The sequence below is a fragment of the Spirochaetae bacterium HGW-Spirochaetae-1 genome, from assembly GCA_002839375.1.
Classification (GTDB): domain Bacteria; phylum Spirochaetota; class UBA4802; order UBA4802; family UBA5550; genus PGXY01.
This window is the reverse complement of sequence record PGXY01000013.1, coordinates 1-18,244: the sequence shown is the minus strand read 5'-3', so window position 1 is coordinate 18,244 and position 18,244 is coordinate 1. Positions and strand designations below refer to the sequence as shown.

Below are 18,244 nucleotides of genomic sequence, written 5' to 3'. Positions count from 1 at the left end.
AAATCGTTTTTCTTAGGGCAAAAAAGCACTATGCTCCTGATATTATGAAAATTGATGATGTAAACATTGAAATAATAAAGCATCTCCGTGACGGTAGGAAATCCTTCAAGGAGATAGCCGACGATCTTTCCATAACAGAAAATACAGTCCGGTCCAGGGTTGCAAAGATGACTGAAGAAGGCGTCCTGGACATCAGCGGCCTTGTGGACCCGGAAAAACTGCCGGGCCACCGCATGGTTATCATCGGTGTTAAACTGGAAAATATGGACCTGGTGAATAAGGGAAGAGAGATAAGCACACTCAAGGGAGTTGTTTCCGTCAGTGTCGTCACCGGTCAGTATGACCTTATAATGATTGTACTTCTCAAGGAAGGATTTGATATCCTGGAATTTTATACAGAAGAGATGTCCTGCATCAAGGGAGTCAGATCCGTGGAAACTTTTGTTGTATATAAGAATTATAACATGAAGCTGCCCTATCTTTTATAAGGGAACCTTGATACATCACAATATACAGGTTCCCTGAATCATATTTCGATTAATAATCGGATAAGTAGTTTATTGCAAAGGAAACCCGGGTAGAAAAGAGACATAACAGAACACCTGCCCTGTAAAGGCGGTGCTCCATACATAGGACTATTCCGGACAGGGCTCAAAAATGAAAATGACAAGATGCGTGGAGGATAAAATTGATATGAATCAAACAGCGCTTTATAACGAGCATGTTGCACTTAACGGCAAAATTGTTGAATTTGCAGGATGGATGCTGCCGGTTATGTATTCGTCCATCATTGAAGAACATATGGCTGTGAGAACCGCTGCAGGAATTTTTGATATTTCGCATATGGGAGAATTTATTATTTCCGGTCCCGGATCGGTTCCCCTTTTAAAGAAGGTTATTCCTACGCGTCTTGACAAACTTGAACCCGGGAAGGCCATGTACAGCTGCCTGAGCAATCCCAGCGGAGGCGTCATCGATGACCTGTTTATTTACATGGTATCGGTAGACCGGTATATGATCGTAGTAAACGCGTCCAATATTGAAAAAGATCTTGCCTGGCTCAAACAACATGCCGGGAACGACGTAACCATTGAGGATATATCATCATCGACCTGCAAGTTAGACCTGCAGGGTCCCGCATCAAAAAATGTTCTTAAAAAAATCATAAATGAAAAAAAAATAGATGAACTGCCCCGGTTTTATTTTTATGAAACACAATTCATGGGAACTACGGTCATTGTTTCAAACAGTGGTTATACGGGGGAGCTTGGATATGAATTGTATATAGATAATAGCCGCGCCGTCGATTTATGGAATGGACTTCTCAATGCCGGAGCTGAATTAGGGTTAAAGCCCATAGGACTCGGGGCGCGCGACAGCCTGAGGATTGAATCGTGCTACTCCCTGTACGGACACGAGCTTACCGATGATATATCCCCCGTAGAAGCCGGCCTGTCCTGGCTCATAAGTTCCGACGCCGAATATACCGCCCGGGACATACTGACAAGTCAGAAAACAAATGGTACTGAAAGGGAATTGATCTGCCTGGAAATCCCGGACCGCGGAATTCCCAGGGAAGGATACCGTATTGAAAAAAACGGCATCGATACCGGTTACGTCACCAGCGGTGTTTTTTCGCCTCTTATGAAAAAGGGTATTGCCATGGGACTCATCAAATCGGGTACGGCAAAAATGGGTGATACACTATCGATCATAATCAGGAACAAACCAGTTGAAGCTGTTATTGTAAAAAGGCCCTTTTACGTATATAATGGCTGATATATATATAACCGGTTCAGTGAATAAACGAACCGGAATATTTTTGAAAAACCAGGAGAAGAGCGATGAACTTTATTGCTATAACCGAAGAAGATAGAAAACATATGCTCAGGGAAATAGGCGTAAACGATATAAAAGACCTGTTTAAAGACATCCCTGAAAATATCAGGAGGGCCTACTCCCTTGAACTGCCCGAAGCCCTGTCTGAGATAGAGGTTGAAAAGCTGCTGAAAAAACATGCATCGGGCAACACCCTGCCCGTATCATTTGTCGGTGCCGGCGTCTATCAGCACCAGGTGCCTGCTGTTGTTGATGCCCTGGCATCCAGGTCTGAATTCTATACGGCCTACACACCGTATCAACCTGAAGTAAGCCAGGGAACGCTGACTGCCATTTTTGAATTCCAGACCATGATCAGCAACCTTACGGGCATGGACGCAACCAATGCAAGCATGTATGACGGAGCAACGGCACTGGCCGAATCGGTAATGATGGCCTCAGCGCACACCAAAAAGAACCGCATAGCTGTAAGCGGGGCTCTCCATCCCAACTACCTTCACGTACTTAGAACCTATGCCTGGGCGTCTGACATGGAAGTTGTTGTCGTCGGCATGGAAAATGGAGTGACATCACTGACCGACATGGAAAACCTGCTCGATGACTCCATGGCGGCCTGCGTGGTCCAGTATCCCAATTTTTTGGGATGCATAGAGGACCTGTCTTCTTTTTCAAAAAAGGCCAGGGAAAAGAATGTTCTCTTTATCGTTGCTGTGAATGAAATGATGTGTCTGGGCCTACTGAAGCCCCCGGGTGAATTCGGCGCCGATATAGTATGCGGCGAGGCTCAAAGCTTCGGCAACTATCCTGCTTTCGGTGGTCCTATGGTGGGATTTATTTCTGTCAGAAAGGAATTTCTGCGTAAAATTCCGGGACGGCTCGTGGGAAAGACGACCGACGTCGATGGAAAGGAAGCCTATGTTCTCACTCTTCAGACAAGGGAACAACATATCCGCCGCGAAAAGGCCACTTCCAATATTTGTACAAACGAGGGTCTCATGGCACTCCGTTCTGTTATGTACCTGAGCCTTATCGGTCCGCGGTTGACAGATATCGCCCGGCTGAATCATTCCCTTGCATCGTACCTGAAATCCGGACTGCTGTCAATGGGGTTTACGGCTGTTTTTCAGGCTCCATTTTTTAATGAATTTGTCATTAAAAAAAATAACATGAATATCCTGTACGAAAAACTGAAGAGTGATGGATTTATCCTGGGGCTTAATCTCGAGGCATATGGCATGAAAGACTGCATGCTTGTCTGTGTTACGGAATACAGAACCCGTGACGAGATAGATTCCCTTCTGTCGGCCTGTAAAAAGGCCATTTCATAGAATCACAAATAAAAGCGAGGTTCATCATGAGCACAATTTTTGATAAAAGCAGAATCGGTAAAAACAAATACGCTGTCCCCGGCTATGGCCTCTCTTCATCGGGAGACATACCTCCGTCTTTTCTACGATCCCATGTGGATCTGCCCGATGTCAATGAAACTGAAATGGTCCGGCATTACACAGGACTATCGACCTTGAACTTTGGTGTTGATACGGGCATGTATCCCCTGGGGAGCTGCACCATGAAGTACAACCCAAAGATCAATGAAAAACTGGCATCAATGGAGGCTTTCACATCTCTCCATCCCATGATTGACTGCTGCTACTCCCAGGGAGCTCTCCAGATCATGCATGAGTTGACGGGATATCTCTGCAGCATAACAGGTATGGACAGATTCTCCCTGGCACCCGCTGCCGGTGCCCATGGCGAACTCACGGCCGTTATGATGATAAAAAAATACTTCCAGGAAAAGGGAGAAAACAGGCCCGTAATCCTCATCCCCGACTCGGCCCACGGCACCAATCCGGCATCGGTGGCTATGTGCGGCTTTGAAATAAAGACAGTCCATTCAAATCAGGAAGGTGATGTGGATATTGAATCCCTGAAATCGCTTCTTGACGCGAATGTGGCCGCCATGATGCTCACGAGCCCCAGCACGCTGGGCCTTTTTGACCGGCATCTTACGCAGGTTGCCCATCTTCTGCACGATAATGGTTCACTTTTTTATTGTGACGGAGCCAACCTGAATGCCGTCATGGGTGTCGCAAAGATAAAGGATATGGGATTCGACATCATGCATGTGAACCTTCACAAGACTTTCTCTACGCCCCATGGTGGCGGCGGTCCCGGGTCAGGGCCCGTTGGTGTCGTGTCCAAATTGGCTCCCTATCTGCCGGTGCCGGTTGTTGAGAAGCAGGAAAATCAATACATCCTGAACTATGAAAATACGAGAAGCATCGGGCGGGTTCATTCATTTTACGGGAATTTCCTTATAATGCTCAGGGCCTTTATATATATCCGTATGATGGGAGAAAAAGGAATACGCGGTGTCAGTGAACACGCCGTACTCAACGCCAATTATCTGATGGCACGGCTGAAGAGTGAATATCATCTGGCCTACAAAAGAACCTGCATGCATGAATTCGTCCTCAGCGACAGGGATTTGCCGAACCATGTTACAACCAATGATGTGGCCAAAAGAATTCTTGACTACGGCATACATTCGCCGACGGTGTATTTCCCTCTTATCGTGGATGGCGCTCTCATGGTAGAACCAACTGAAACGGAAAGCCTGGAGTATCTCGATGATTTTGTCGAAGTGATGAAACAAATTAAAAAGGAGGCCATGGAGGATCCCGATATGGTTAAAAAAGCTCCCCATAAAACACCGCTTCGACGTATCGATGCCGTTACTGCAGCCAGAAAGCCCGTCCTCAAGTGGGAAAAAGAATAGGAAGGTAAAACTAAGCGCCCATTATCAGCCGGTATGGGCGCTCTTCTATTTCACACGTATATTTTCACTCATCCTTATATTCCTCAACAACCCGTCTGAATTCCTCTACAACGGCATAAAGTTTCCCGGCATTATCTGATATATTGTCTACACCTGTGGAAGTGGACTGGGAAAGACCATTGATATGTTCCACGGCCCTGAGTATTTCCGATATGGCGGCTTTCTGTTCATGGGCCGAAGTGGCTATTTCATCAGATCTCTTCTTCAAAAGAACGGCCTGTTCATTGGCGATCCGGTTTGTCTCCAGCTGCTTTACCTTGTACTGTGAGAGTTCACGCATTTTTGATGTGATATGATTTACATCGTCTATAATCGATGCGATGGTTTCAACCGATACTTTTAATCCTGCCATTCCTTTTTCAATCTCAGCTTCATTGGTAACTATGAGATATTCAATGCTCTTGATGCTCGACGCCGTTTTGTCTGCCAGTTTTGATATTTCATCGGCCACAACGGCAAATCCCCTTCCTGCATCCCCGGCCCTGGCAGCTTCGATAGCGGCGTTGAGACTGAGGAGGTTTATCCTGTCAGATATGTCGTTAATTATATTTACGATATCGGTCATTTCCATGGACCGGCTTTTAATGGCTCCCATATTCTGTTCCATATTGTTCAGTTCCATGCCGCCGGACTGAGCCCTATTGGCAATTTCTTCCATCGAGCTGAGCGTATTGTTTATCGATGAATCGATGTTGTCGATTATTTTCGACAGGTCGTCGAGTATACGGGACATGGCATTAATGTTTTCATCATGTGATGTAACATTCTGGTTGACGCTATCCAGACCGGCCGACATCTCCTCGATCGATCCCGTTATCTCTTCAATGGACGAGACCTGGTCCTGAGCGTTTCGTGAAACCATGTTGCTCTGGTCCGTGATTTGCTGCATGGATGTGACAATGTTTTTTATCCCGTCCCTGAGAACATTGGTAATGAAATTGTTGTGCCTTTGGTTTTTTTCCGACTCGTTGTTTATCATCGTGATATTGCCGTGAAAAATTCTCGAGGTAAACCACCCGATTAGATACAGGAAACCTATGGCAAAAAGGCTGTCGGTAAAAGCGATTATAACCTGACGGGTGTTGTCATATTGAACAACCTGAATCATAATAAAAAAAAGTGCCGTGTCCGTTAAAGCCAGAATTATGGTAATGATGGTGAGAAATTTAATGGTACTGAAAATAATGCACATGCCGATGACGGGGTATACAAAATAAATGTAACTCGAATAGGCCACATCGGTCAGGAAAAAAGGTTCCCGCAAAAGTCCTGCTACGACAGCGACGGTTGAGACCGAAATAAGTATATTAGCCGCGGTCATGTACTTCCCTTTCCTGAGAAACAACAGACTGATAACAAAGCCGAAGATAAGGCCCGGTGTTATATACAGGGTCTTGATAAAATCTTCCCAACCGGCAAAAAGCATGCTGACCTGCAGAAAACCTATAAGAAGAATAAAAATGGTTTCAAAGGCAAGAAGAAGTTTTGATCGGGATTGAGTTAAATAATCGACATCACTGTATTTATGCAAAAAATATCTTTTATATCCTTTTAGCATAGGATTGACCCTTTCAAGTAAAAATTCATTTAATTTGCTCAAATTTTATAGATGATTATGGCCTATTATTCGATCAAAATCAATCATTAATATGTAATGAATCAATAAAATCCTTCTTTGTGATTGCCGCTTTTATTTTCTTAATGTTTATTGAATATACGATTTAATTAAAGATAGTGTGTCTTTAGAGTCTTTTAAAGTTAAACCGCCTGAAGAGATTAAAAATTTTTCATATTACAACTTTTCCTTGACAGATGGCTGTAGATATTTATTTTTCACTAAAAAACTAAATTTCCTTCGGATGTAATTAATATCACCAGAGTAGAGACATATCATGACAGAAAAGAAAAAATACATTGAGATTGTCTGGTTCGGTCGCGGGGGCCAGGGAGCCATAACGGCGAGTCAGATAATTGCTGAAGCGGCATACAAGGAAGGATATGAAGGAGTGACAACAGCTCCATCATTCGGCGCTGAGAGGCGTGGTGCTCCCGTAGCGGCATTTTTACGTCTCAGCCATGTACCCATCCGGATTTTTTCACAGATAGCCGATCCCGATATTATTGTTGTCCTCGATCCAACTTTGCTGCCCATACTTCAGCTTGGGAAAAAATATAAAAGCGATGCACTTGTCATTGTCAATTCAACCAAGTGCCCATCGGAAATAGACCTCGATATGTTCAGGAAGGTAGGCGTAGCCGATATAACAAGCATAGCCCTGGCCAACAGCCTCACACTAGCCGGAACTGCGATTCTCAACACTCCCATTCTGGGAGCCTTTGTTAAAAGCACGGGACTTGTCTCACTTCCCGTTGTTGAGGAGGCAATTCGAAGCAAGTTTACCGGCAGCAAGGGTGAGCTGAACGTGACTGCAGCACGACAGACGTATGAAGCAACTATGGTATACGAAGGATAAATATATGGGAACAAGAGATTGCAAACACATCACCGCATCTTCCACGCCATCAATAGGAGAAGCAGGAAGAACCGGCGACTGGCGGGTTAAACATCCCGAGATAAATAATGATATTTGTACCCCGGCAAAAACGGGAAAACCGAGCTGCTTTATCTGCTGGTCTTTCTGTCCCGATGCCGTCATGACAAAGACAGTGCCTCTTACCATTGACCTGGAATACTGCAAAGGATGCGGCATATGCGCCCAGGAATGCCCTACGGGCGCTATAACCATGGTTGATGATGACAGGGGCTTCAGTCATACTTGTTAAGAGGAAATAATGAACGAAAACGTAAAAAATAAACCAGTGAAACAAACCACTAATGATGTTGCCATAATGACAGCCAACCATGCTGCCGCGTGTGCAGCAAAATTGGCTGAAGTCCAGGTTATTTCGGCCTATCCTATCACGCCTCAATCTCCAGTTGTGGAAAAACTCATGGAATATGTGGACAGCGGCGAGATGAAGGCTGAATTCGTCACCGTTGAAAGCGAACACAGTGCAATCACCGTCTGTATTGCCGCTTCAGCCGTGGGTGCCCGCGTATTTACGGCTAGTTGCGCCAATGGCCTGGCCCTCATGCATGAAATGCTTCATTGGGCTGCCGGAACCCGCCTTCCCATAGTCATGGCCATACCAAACCGTGCCGTGGCAGCGCCGTGGAATATCCTCAACGACCAGCAGGACAGCATCTCACAGCGTGATACGGGATGGATGCAAATATACTGCCGCAACAACCAGGAAGTCATGGATACGGTGATACAGGCCTTCAAAATCGCCGAAGAAGTTTATATACCTATCATGGTTTGCTATGACGGGTATGTTCTTTCACACACCTTGATGCCTGTTGACGTACCCGATGCCGAAAAGGTAAAATCCTTCCTGCCCGAGTATGTTCCCCATACGGTGCTTGATCCGCAGAACCCGCAGAATATAAATCCTGTAACCCTGGCGGACCCGCGAATCAATGCCGAAGGGACCCTCTGCCATGGATATTATGAGATCAGGTACCTGCTTCAGGAAGCTCATACCAGGGCCATCGACGTTACCAAGAAAGTGGGAAGCGAATTCGGAAAACTTTTCGGCCGCGAATACGGGATTATCGATACATACCGATGCGATAATGCCAAGCTCATTGCCCTTTCCATGGGAAGCGTGGCCAGTGAAGCCATGGATGCCGTCGATATGCTCCGTGATGAAGGATACGAAATAGGTGTCATGCACCTGCGTCTTTACCGGCCTTTCCCAGCCGCAGAAATCGCCGAGGCCATCAGATCGATCGGTTGTAAAGGCCTTGCCGTTATGGAAAAAAATACCAGTTACGGATACGAGGGCGTTCTCTGCAGCGATACCAAGGCAGCCCTGTTCGATCACAACGTTGAGGTTTTCGCTCACTCTTATGTCATGGGACTTGGCGGTAGAGATGTAAAAGTGCAGGATATTATTGAGGCCCTTAAAAAGAGTTATGAGTACCTTGATAAACCGCGACATGAACAGTTCAAGACACAGGAATGGATCAATTGTAAAATATGAATCATACCACATGAATATCAGGTTATATCATGAATAAAAAAACTACGCCTCTCACATTAATTGAAAAAGAATATGCCCTGCCGGGAAACCGCGCCTGCGTCGGATGCGGCTTGGCTATCGCCTACAGACATGGACTTAAAGCGCTGGGAGACGACGTTATCCTGACAGTCCCGGCCAGCTGTCTTACGGTTCTACAGGGGATGTATCCGGTCTCCTCCATGCTGGTGCCGTGTCTTAATACAGCCTTTGAAACGACAGCGGCTTCAGCCACGGGGATAAAGGCCGCACTTAGAGCCTTGGGAAGGAACACTACAACCGTCGTCGGCTGGGCCGGGGATGGAGGCACCGCCGACATCGGCATTCAGGCTCTTTCCGGTGCAGCCGAGAGGAATGAGGACTTTATATATGTCTGCTACGACAACGAGGCTTACATGAATACGGGAACTCAGAAATCGGGAAGCACTCCCATGGGCGCCCGTACTACGACGACCATAGGCGGCAAATTGCAGCACAAAAAAGATATGGCCCGGATAATGGCAGCACACGACATTCCCTACGTGGCAACCGTAAGTCCGTCATATCCCATGGATCTCCATGATAAATTCAGGAAGGCGAAAGAGATATCGGGAACGCGCTATATCCATATCCTGATACCCTGCCCGCCCGGCTGGGGATATGATCCCCAGTACACCGTCCAGATTGGACGCATGGCCATTGAATGCGGCATGTTTGATCTCTACGAGGTGGAAAACGGAGTTTTTTCCTTTTACGGTCCCTCCAAAAAAATTGCGGAAAAAGGAGGCCGGAAACCCGTCGAGGAGTATATCCGTGCTCAGTCCCGCTTTCAGGGAATTGACCGGGCAACCATTGATGAACTGCAGAAGTGGGTTGACGCGAAGTGGGAAACATACCGACAGCTTGGTTACTGTAACCTGTAAAGGATAATTACATCGATCAAATGAAGATGGCGTGGAATTATCCACGCCATCTTCATTTAGTATCTTTTCCGGTAATGTATCAGGTAATAAGCGCCTGTATTTGCTGCATATGATTGTTCAGATGCATAGCGTATTCCGGCGCTCCTTCTACAGTCACGTAGCCTTTTGCCACTGCTTCCACGAACTCGACATCATTCATGAAAACCGGTAATGCACCCTGTGCGCCATGGAATTTCATATGTACAAAGGGGTGTTTCCTCTTATAGTACCCCCGGCCTGCCTTGGTCTTACCAGCTTTCACGCGGACATAGGCGGCAATCCCTTCCGGTTCGCATGACATCTGGTAAATGCGATCCGGCTGTTTGGTGGTCCACCTTACCATTTCGGGATCACCTCCCTTGTTGTACTGTGAAAGCGCAGTGGTGATCATGTACATGACCATCTTCACCTTGAGTCTAACCTGGTCATATTTTTTGGGTCTCTTGTTGGGAAGCAGGATAGTTAAACTGAGCAGTAATCCCACGCATTTCATGAGAAGTCCCGGCTTCCCAAGTCCCTTTATTTTTGGCAGTGCTATCCCGCCGGTAAGAAAGGCAACCATGCTTTCCGGTTTACCAAAGGCAAACCTTATATCGGGGTTTCCATGAACACCCTGGACAATTTCAAGCTCCCCATCAGTGAACTTGAAATAAGCCCCGATGTTTTCATCGCCGTTTTTTGCCTGAATCTGGAATGTGGCGTTCACTCCCTGAAACTTTTTCTTCATCGCCGGTACTTCTTCTATAACCACTTTGGCAACCGGCAATACTGCTTTTAATATAATTTGTGATGCCAGTAGATCCCTTTCTGTTGCCATGGTTTACACCTCGTCTTCCCAGCTTTCGTCTTCCTCGAAATCCTTGCCCATTACCTCTCGCACCTTGTCGATAATTGAATTGGAATCAAGACCATAATGGGAGTACAGGTCCTCGGGATAGCCAACTACGCAGAAACAGTCGGGGATTCCTACCTTGTCAAAGGCACACCCCTTTCCGCTCTTGGCAACTACATCAGCTACGGCAGAACCTAAACCTCCAAGAACATTGTGATCCTCGAAAGTGATTATTCTCCGTGTTTCCACAACGGCCTTCAGAATAGCTTCTTCATCAATTGGCTTTATAGTATGCATATTTAATACACGAACGCTCAGGCCATCTGATTCTTTCAGGATTTTGGCCGCTTCCATGGCCTGCAGTACCGTAATACCACAGCATATGATGGTTATATCGGTACCGGGATTGAGTTCCACGGCTTTCCCGATCTGGAATCCGTAATTTTCATCCTGGTAATACGTGGGTTCGAATCCTCTTCCGATACGGATATAAACCGGACCGGGCCAGTCAACACAAGCCTTGATCGCATTGGACGTTTCGATACCATCGGCCGGCACAATGACCGTCATGTTGGGGAATGCCCTGGTGATCGCCAGGTCCTCCGTGCAATGATGTGTAGAGCCGGCAGCGCCAAAGGATGTTCCGCCGTGGGTGGCTATAATTTTTACATCGAGATTCTGATAGCAGATATCGGTCCTGACCTGTTCGCCGGCCCGCATGGTTACGAAAGCGGCCATCGTTGAAACAAAGGGCAGAAGTCCGGAACGGGCAAGGCCCGCAGCTACACCGAACATATTCTGCTCGGCAATGCCCACATTGAAAAATCTATCGGGGAATTTGTCCCCGAACATACCTATTTTTGTTGACTTGGCAAGGTCAGCAGAAAGCCCCACGATTTTAGGGTTTGCGGCACCAAGATCGCAAAGCACCTGACCATAAATTTCGGCCTGCGTCATGGTGTTTGCGTCATATACTGTCCAGGTTGTTCCTGATTTTGTGCTCATGTAATCCTCCTCATGTTATTTCATGAAATTCGCTGTCACGCAATCCGTCATGACATTTTCTCAACAGATTCACGGGCCTTCTGGGCCAGTACGGAATCCACACTGCCGTAGTGCCATTTAACTTCATTTTCCATAAAATCGACACCCTTCCCTTTTATCGTGTGACACAGGATTAATACAGGGCCTGACTTTTCAGAATGAGCATATTCAATTGCTTCCGAAAGAGCATTGAAGTCGTGACCATCAATCTCCTTGACGATAAATCCGAAAGCCTTCCATTTGTCGGCGAAGGGTTCCAGCCTCATAACCTGTTCTGTCGGACCGTCAATCATAAGATTATTTCTATCTACAAATGTTATGAGATTTGTCAGTTTGAAGTGGCTTGCCGACATGGCGGCTTCCCATACGGATCCCTCATTACACTCACCGTCGCCGAGGATGCAATAGGTATTCCATGATTTTCCCTGGACACGGGCCCCCAGCGCCATTCCGACGGACATGGATAATCCATGCCCCAGGGAACCGGTTGAGGCGTCAACTCCCTTTACTTTCAGGCTGTCCAGGTGCATTCCGAAAGGTGAATTGAACTGATTAAATGTTTTTAGATCTTCGCGGGGAAAATATCCCTTGTTTGCCAGCACCGGTGCAACGCATACGCCGGCGTGTCCTTTACTCACTATAATACGATCGCGATCCTCCCATTTTGGGTTTGATGGATCGACTTTGGCATACTTGTAATAAAGGATGGTCATAATTTCCACTATGCTCATCCCGCCGCCGATATGGGCTCCGCCCGCAGCTACAGTCGTGTCAATTATATCCAGGCGAATCTGTTTCGCTCTGGCTTTCAGCTCTTTTATTTCCTGATCTGTAAGTGGCATACTGTCCTCCTGATATATTTTTAACGGGATATACGATGGTATTTTATATCCCTCGATGACTCGTCAGCATTTCTGTTAAAACTCGTCACCATATTTTTTCTTAATCACTTTAAAAGCCTCATCGGCGATCTGCAGTGTTTTTTTAATATCTGCATCGGTATGGGCTGTTGATATAAACCAGTTGTGGTGAGAGGTGAAAAACGCGCCACGTTTTGTCGATTCAGCACACCAGTCCTGATGCAGCATGAGGCTCGGATCATTGGTTATCCTGAGGTACGGCATGGATGGGTCACCGCTGGTCTTGAGTTCATAACCGTATCCCGCCGCAATACCGACAAGGCCGGTGAGAAGTTTTGTTCCCTTCTCAGTACAAACCTTGGGAGTATTCAGTCTCTTGTGCTCCTTCAGGGACGCAAGAGCCGCAGCCATGGGTTCGGACTGGAACCAATAACTTCCCGTGTGGAATACGCGGGCCGCATACTGTTTCATGCCACTGGTGCCGAGACAAGCGGAAATCGGATAACCGTTACCTATGGCCTTGCAATAGCATACCAGGTCGGGCTCATATCCGTATTTAGCATGTGAACCGCGAAGATCTATCCTGAATCCATGCCTTATATCATCGGAAATGAGAATGATTCCCTCACGTTTACACAGGGCATCAACATTTTCCCAGTATCCTTCCGCGGGAAGTTCATTGTCCCTGAATGTAGGAACCAGGTAGGGAGATGCGATCAGGGCAGCTATCTGTCCCTTGTTTTCCCTGACAACCCGTTCAAAATCGGCATAATCATTCCATTTTGCCTTGAGAACATATTTTGTGTCGTCTTCAATGACGCCGTGATGTCCATTCCCCTGCATCCATGGAGATGTTCCGTGATAACAGCCGTCGTAAGTAATGATTTTGTTGCGCCCTGTCGCGTCACGTGCAATCATTACGGCATAATTTGTAGTGTCGGCGCCATTCTTTGCGAAAAAAGCCCAGCTCATGCCGGCAGTCATATCGACAAGATATTCAGCAAGTTCCACCATGACCGGTGGAGCTCCCGTTGTGCAATTGCCCAGTCTGGCCGATTTTGCTGCTGCAGAATCGATCTTCGGATTTGCATATCCGTGAACCATGGGTCCATAAGCGCACATGTAATCGATGAACTGGTTTCCATCGGGATCCCATATATGGGCCCCTTTTGCCTTCGATGTGAAAAAGGGATAATCCGTTGCAGGAATCAATGGGGCCGGACTGTAGTGTCCATAAATTCCGCAGGGCATAACACCGGTTGCTTTTTTAAACAGTGCCTGCTGCTTTTTATACGTAAATGTTTTCATTTTTCCACCTCTCTCAACCTAAGTAATAGGGTATTCTATCAAGGATAAGGGACATGCCGTCTATCATGCCAGTCTGCCCTTTAATCATAACATTCCCTGAAGCAATTTCCGTAAAGGCATCACTCTTCCCGTTGAGAAAGTTATTAGCAATTTTCAGATTCTTGAAATCAATTTTCGCCATGGGTTTATCCACAGCCCCTTTGCCCGGTGTAATTTCACCATGGCTGAATGTAATATGCACAGAGGGTCCGCCGGCAAGTACATTAAGCCCGACTGTTCCATCCATCATATGTGACGCCACACTTTTTAGCAACGGATCATTGAGCCCGATTTCCCTTATGGCAAATGCTGCGGTATTCATGGTAAGCCGGGTATTCATTGTCGCGAAATTTTCATCTTTGAGGAGTTCGTCGGTAGGTTTGAGATAATATTCCAGTTTTTCCGTGACTTTGGGAAAATCCTTTAAAAGAAAACCGATTTTGGTAAATCCTTTTATTGGAATCGGTCCCCCTTTCCCATCCATCATTTTATTTAGATGCTGAGGTGAGGTAAAAAATAGTTTTACCGATGGCCATTTATACTTCCCGCGGCCCACGGTGCAGACACCTTTTTTAAATTCGATGAAGGCTTTGGGACCGTTTTTGACCAGAAACTGAATAGAAATATCCCAATCTTTTGCAAGCGCATTCATCTCGGAATCATATTTGATCATATCCTCGAGATTTTGCAACACAGCATAAAGATTAAGATTTGCTTTGATCAGATCATAGCTCATGATGTATCTCCTTATGACTGGATAAAAATAGGAGAACGGAAAAATCTTGTAATTCCCTTTTTATAGTTTCGATTTTTCCTCTTGCTCTCCATAATTGTTGTTCTTAATCTACAAATAATCAGCTATATGAGTGAGCGCTAACTCATTATGAATAGTTATTGCTTATACTACCACAATGTCAAGAAAAAAACAGCAATTGTTAGAATTTATCATTATTCGTTAAAATATCAATAATTTTTCATAAGAAGAAAGTAAATATTTTATAATATTAAACGTTGTATAGATTTATTATCAGTATATAAAATAATTTATTTTCTTGACAGTTAAGTATATGAGTGATTGTTCACTCATATACTTAACTTATTTGACAATCAGGTAAAAAATTAATTTCTTATTTACAGACTGAATATCCGCTTTTTAATGGATAAAATCATGGAGAAAATAGCATGAATGAAAAACGGCACAAAGAGACCTTCGATAAAATTTCCGATGAAAAGAGAGGAAGAATTCTCCAGGCTGCAACAAAGGAATTCGCCGAAAAAGGTTTTTCTGCGGCAAATATCAACGTCATCGCTAAAAATGCCGGTATCAGTATTGGCTCCATGTATAATTATTTTGCCTCCAAAGAAGACCTTTTCCTTACTGTTTTTGACCAGGGATACAAATTGCTCGAAAAGGCTCTTGTCGAAGTGAGCGTGATGGAAGGTGATATTTTTGATAAATTCGAATCCCTTATAAGAGTTGCCCAGAAAAGCTCCCGGCAATACCGTGAACTGACGCAAATATACCTGGATATCACCTCGGAAGGCCTCACCTATCTTCAGCAAAGACTATCACGCGATTTTGAAAGCATTACGGCAAAATACTATCGAGACATGATAAATAAGGCTAAAAATGACGGACTTGTTGATCAGTCGATCGATGAATTCGTTTTTTCCTTCTGTCTGGATAACCTGATTGTGTTACTGCAGTTCTCCTACGCCAGTGAATATTTCAAGGAACGGATGAAGATTTTCGCCGGTGAAGATTCCCTTGAAAATGACGAAAAAATGATCAAGGGTATAATGCACTTTATACGCGGCGCCCTGGCCCCCAGGAAGTAAAATTTCTGTTGAAATATCGTTTCTAAACGGTTAAAATTCAAACATAGTATAATTTGTTATTGACTTTAATAATAATATTTCTAATCTGTCATTATTGAGTGAGTACTTACTCATTTTTGATTAAATTTATTACTGCAATATGAAGGAGTTCAGTCATGAAATTTAAAGGTCTAACAATCGGGATCCCAAAAGAAATTATGAAAAATGAAAACCGGGTTGCGGCCATTCCTGAGACCGTCAAAAAAATGCATGACGGAGGCGCTGTCATACTCGTTGAGAAAGATGCCGGAAAGGGATCTTTTTTTACCGATGAGGAATATGTACAAGCCGGCGCTGAGATAATTACTGATGTTCGTGAAATTTTCACACGATCCCATATTATCATGAAGGTAAAAGAACCTAAACTGAACGAAACCCATAATATACATGAAATTGATATGATGAAAAAGGATCAGATTCTCATAACATTTATCCACCCGGCCAATCCCAACAATCATGCTATGGTGAACAAGCTTGCCGAGAAAGGCATAATAAGCTTTTCCCTGGACTGCATTCCCAGAATAACCAGGGCTCAATCCATGGATGCTCTTACTTCCATGAGCACTGTGGCGGGTTACAAGGGCATCATTACTGCAGCCTGCAAGCTACCCAAATTCATACCCATGGTAGGTACTGCAGTGGGAGCGATTAAACCTGCTGTCGTTTTTATCATAGGCGCCGGTGTTGCCGGCCTGCAGGCCCTGGCTACAGCCAAACGGCTTGGAGCAGTCACCTATGCAGCGGACATCAGGCCTGACGCAGTAGAACAGGCTGTCAGTCTTGGTGCAAAAATCATCGATACCACCATCCCTCCCGCATTGGCTATCGGTGAAGGCGGTTACGCCAAACACCTTCCCGATGAATTATTAAAAAAAGAAAGAGAAGCAATCAAGGATATCGTTTCGCAATCTGACATACTGGTATTGACGGCGCTTATTCCAAAAAAAATCGCCCCCTTGCTTATAACCGAGGATATGGTTAAATCCATGAAACCCGGTTCATATATCGTTGATATTTCTGTAGACCAGGGAGGAAACTGCGAGCTTACCGAACCAGGCACTATTGCCTGCAAGCACAATATCTACATTGACGGGACACAGAATATACCCGGCTCTGTTCCCTCCAGTGCAAGTTGGATGTTTGCACAAAACATCTTCCATCTCGTTTCTCTTATAGTTAATGACGGTAAAATTGTTGTAAATACTGACGATGAAATATTACGTTCAGCCCTGATTACACGTGAGGGGAAAATAGTCAATACCGATGTTATCGATGAAATCAATCTCTTTAAGGCAGGGGGACTTCAATGAACGGATATATCCTGCTGGCAGTTTTCATTGCATCAATGCTCATCGGGTATAAATTAATCAGCAATGTTCCTTCGCTGCTGCATACCCCTCTTATGTCGGGAATGAATGCCTTTTCTGGCATCACTATTCTTGGTGCACTTGTATCCACATCCTTTGCGATTCTTCTGGAAAGCAGGATACTGGGAGCTTTATCAATCATCCTCGCCATGATAAATGTTGTTGGAGGATTTCTGGTTACCGACCGGATGCTGCAGATGTTTAAGCCAAAAGATAAAAAGTGAGGATCAGGAAATGACTCCCGGGATATTTGATATACTTTCTCTGGTAATAATTCTGCTCATCATCCTTAACATAAAATTAATGAGCAGCCCTAAAACGGCGTTTATAGGAAACAGGCTCGGTTCATTGGCCATGTTTGGTGCAATCGCGGTGGTAATGATAAGTAACAATGTGATAAATCTTCCCCTCCTGGCTGTTTCAATGGCGGTGGGGAGCTTATTCGGCATTTTTATCGCACTGAAAGTAACGACTCTTCAGATTCCTCAGTTGGTTGCCCTGCTTAACGGTTTCGGAGGTGGAGCATCGTTTTTCGTTGCTTTAATTGTTATCTTCGAAGATGGCGGCAATCTTGATTTTACCAATCAGTTCTCAAGCATGCTGGCAATTATTGTAGGTGCAGTAACTTTGAGCGGAAGCCTCATCGCTGCTGCAAAACTTGACGGCAGAATGGAACAGCGTCCTGTTTTGTTGAAAGGTCACAATCTGTTGAACTGGACTATCCTTTTATCATTTGTGCTGCTCACAACATTGAGCTTTTTTTCAAAAGGTAATATAGTAGTAATCAGTATCGCTCTATCTATTCTTGCATTATCTTTCGGTGTTCTGTTTACTATCCGCATCGGCGGAGCCGATATGCCTGTGGCAATTTCACTACTCAATTCATATTCGGGACTTGCGGCTGCAATCTGTGGATTTGCAATTAATAATTTTCTATTAGTTGCAGTCGGCGCCGTTGTGGGTGCATCGGGACTTATACTTACCCAGATAATGTGCAGGGCGATGAACAGATCTCTTATAGATGTTCTTACGGGAGGCACCTCTTTAAAAAAGAAAAATGGAGCTTCTCCGGCCCCTGCCCTGACATCCCCGACAGTAAAAGGAAATTCTTCGGGCATCAAATCATTAGCTGATGCGAAAAAAGTGGTGATCGTTCCTGGATACGGCATGGCTCTTGCCCAGGCCCAGTGGAAAGTGAAAGCCATCTATGA

The 18,244-nt window shown here is 45.1% G+C and carries 18 protein-coding genes; 12 read left to right on the top strand and 6 right to left on the bottom strand.

Features of this window, described 5'->3' with window-relative positions; all coding sequences use genetic code 11:
• The first annotated feature begins 44 nt into the window (after nt 1-44).
• From CVV44_23100 to CVV44_23085, 4 genes are all read left to right on the top strand, one after another.
• Nucleotides 45-488, top strand: a complete 444-nt coding sequence (locus CVV44_23100) for a transcriptional regulator (protein PKL35112.1) — start codon at nt 45-47, stop codon at nt 486-488.
• 169 nt (nt 489-657) lie between these two features.
• Entirely contained in the window at nt 658-1,779 is a 1,122-nt protein-coding gene (gene gcvT, locus CVV44_23095) for a glycine cleavage system protein T (protein ID PKL35111.1), read from the top strand.
• A 65-nt stretch (nt 1,780-1,844) separates the two neighbouring features.
• Entirely contained in the window at nt 1,845-3,167 is a 1,323-nt protein-coding gene (locus CVV44_23090; protein ID PKL35110.1) for an aminomethyl-transferring glycine dehydrogenase, read from the top strand.
• A gap of 26 nt (nt 3,168-3,193) precedes the next feature.
• A complete protein-coding gene (locus tag CVV44_23085) occupies nt 3,194-4,621 on the top strand; it encodes a glycine dehydrogenase (aminomethyl-transferring) (GenBank protein ID PKL35109.1) in 1,428 nt (475 codons plus the stop codon).
• A 64-nt stretch (nt 4,622-4,685) separates the two neighbouring features.
• Here CVV44_23085 and CVV44_23080 read toward each other — a convergent pair whose 3' ends face one another.
• Nucleotides 4,686-6,239 carry a hypothetical protein gene (locus CVV44_23080; protein ID PKL35108.1) on the bottom strand — a complete coding sequence of 518 codons (1,554 nt, stop codon included), beginning with the start codon at nt 6,237-6,239 and terminating at the stop codon, nt 4,686-4,688.
• 334 nt (nt 6,240-6,573) lie between these two features.
• Here CVV44_23080 and CVV44_23075 point away from each other — a divergent pair, with 334 nt between their 5' ends.
• From CVV44_23075 to CVV44_23060, 4 genes are read left to right on the top strand one after another with little or no spacing between them, the layout of a single operon-like run.
• Nucleotides 6,574-7,155, top strand: coding sequence for a pyruvate oxidoreductase subunit gamma (locus CVV44_23075; GenBank protein ID PKL35107.1), 582 nt, complete (start codon nt 6,574-6,576; stop codon nt 7,153-7,155).
• A gap of 4 nt (nt 7,156-7,159) precedes the next feature.
• On the top strand, nt 7,160-7,465 hold the full coding sequence (locus CVV44_23070) for a pyruvate ferredoxin oxidoreductase (protein PKL35106.1): 306 nt from the start codon (nt 7,160-7,162) through the stop codon (nt 7,463-7,465).
• A 9-nt stretch (nt 7,466-7,474) separates the two neighbouring features.
• Nucleotides 7,475-8,728, top strand: a complete 1,254-nt coding sequence (locus CVV44_23065; GenBank protein PKL35105.1) for a pyruvate ferredoxin oxidoreductase — start codon at nt 7,475-7,477, stop codon at nt 8,726-8,728.
• Between the two features lie 29 nt (nt 8,729-8,757).
• Nucleotides 8,758-9,666, top strand: a complete 909-nt coding sequence (locus tag CVV44_23060; protein ID PKL35104.1) for a 2-ketoisovalerate ferredoxin oxidoreductase — start codon at nt 8,758-8,760, stop codon at nt 9,664-9,666.
• A 79-nt stretch (nt 9,667-9,745) separates the two neighbouring features.
• Here CVV44_23060 and CVV44_23055 read toward each other — a convergent pair whose 3' ends face one another.
• The 5 genes from CVV44_23055 to CVV44_23035 form a co-directional block, all read right to left on the bottom strand.
• Complete coding sequence (locus CVV44_23055; GenBank protein PKL35103.1) at nt 9,746-10,522, bottom strand: hypothetical protein; 777 nt, start codon at nt 10,520-10,522, stop codon at nt 9,746-9,748.
• Between the two features lie 3 nt (nt 10,523-10,525).
• On the bottom strand, nt 10,526-11,542 hold the full coding sequence (locus CVV44_23050) for a transketolase (GenBank protein ID PKL35102.1): 1,017 nt from the start codon (nt 11,540-11,542) through the stop codon (nt 10,526-10,528).
• Between the two features lie 47 nt (nt 11,543-11,589).
• Complete coding sequence (locus CVV44_23045) at nt 11,590-12,423, bottom strand: transketolase (GenBank protein PKL35101.1); 834 nt, start codon at nt 12,421-12,423, stop codon at nt 11,590-11,592.
• 75 nt (nt 12,424-12,498) lie between these two features.
• A complete protein-coding gene (locus CVV44_23040) occupies nt 12,499-13,749 on the bottom strand; it encodes a glutamate-1-semialdehyde 2,1-aminomutase (GenBank protein ID PKL35100.1) in 1,251 nt (416 codons plus the stop codon).
• 13 nt (nt 13,750-13,762) lie between these two features.
• A complete protein-coding gene (locus CVV44_23035) occupies nt 13,763-14,524 on the bottom strand; it encodes a hypothetical protein (protein PKL35099.1) in 762 nt (253 codons plus the stop codon).
• A 446-nt stretch (nt 14,525-14,970) separates the two neighbouring features.
• On the opposite strand from CVV44_23035, the gene CVV44_23030 reads away from it, so the two are divergent.
• The 4 genes from CVV44_23030 to CVV44_23015 form a co-directional block, all read left to right on the top strand.
• On the top strand, nt 14,971-15,627 hold the full coding sequence (locus tag CVV44_23030) for an AcrR family transcriptional regulator (protein ID PKL35098.1): 657 nt from the start codon (nt 14,971-14,973) through the stop codon (nt 15,625-15,627).
• Between the two features lie 155 nt (nt 15,628-15,782).
• Nucleotides 15,783-16,976: an NAD(P)(+) transhydrogenase (Re/Si-specific) subunit alpha gene (locus tag CVV44_23025; protein PKL35097.1), complete on the top strand. Its 1,194-nt coding sequence runs from the start codon at nt 15,783-15,785 to the stop codon at nt 16,974-16,976.
• Nucleotides 16,973-17,257, top strand: a complete 285-nt coding sequence (locus tag CVV44_23020; protein PKL35096.1) for an NAD(P)(+) transhydrogenase — start codon at nt 16,973-16,975, stop codon at nt 17,255-17,257. The genes CVV44_23025 and CVV44_23020 overlap by 4 nt, the downstream gene beginning before the upstream one ends.
• Before the next feature lie 10 nt (nt 17,258-17,267).
• On the top strand, nt 17,268-18,244 hold a 977-nt coding region (locus CVV44_23015; protein PKL35095.1), incomplete at its 3' end, for an NAD synthetase.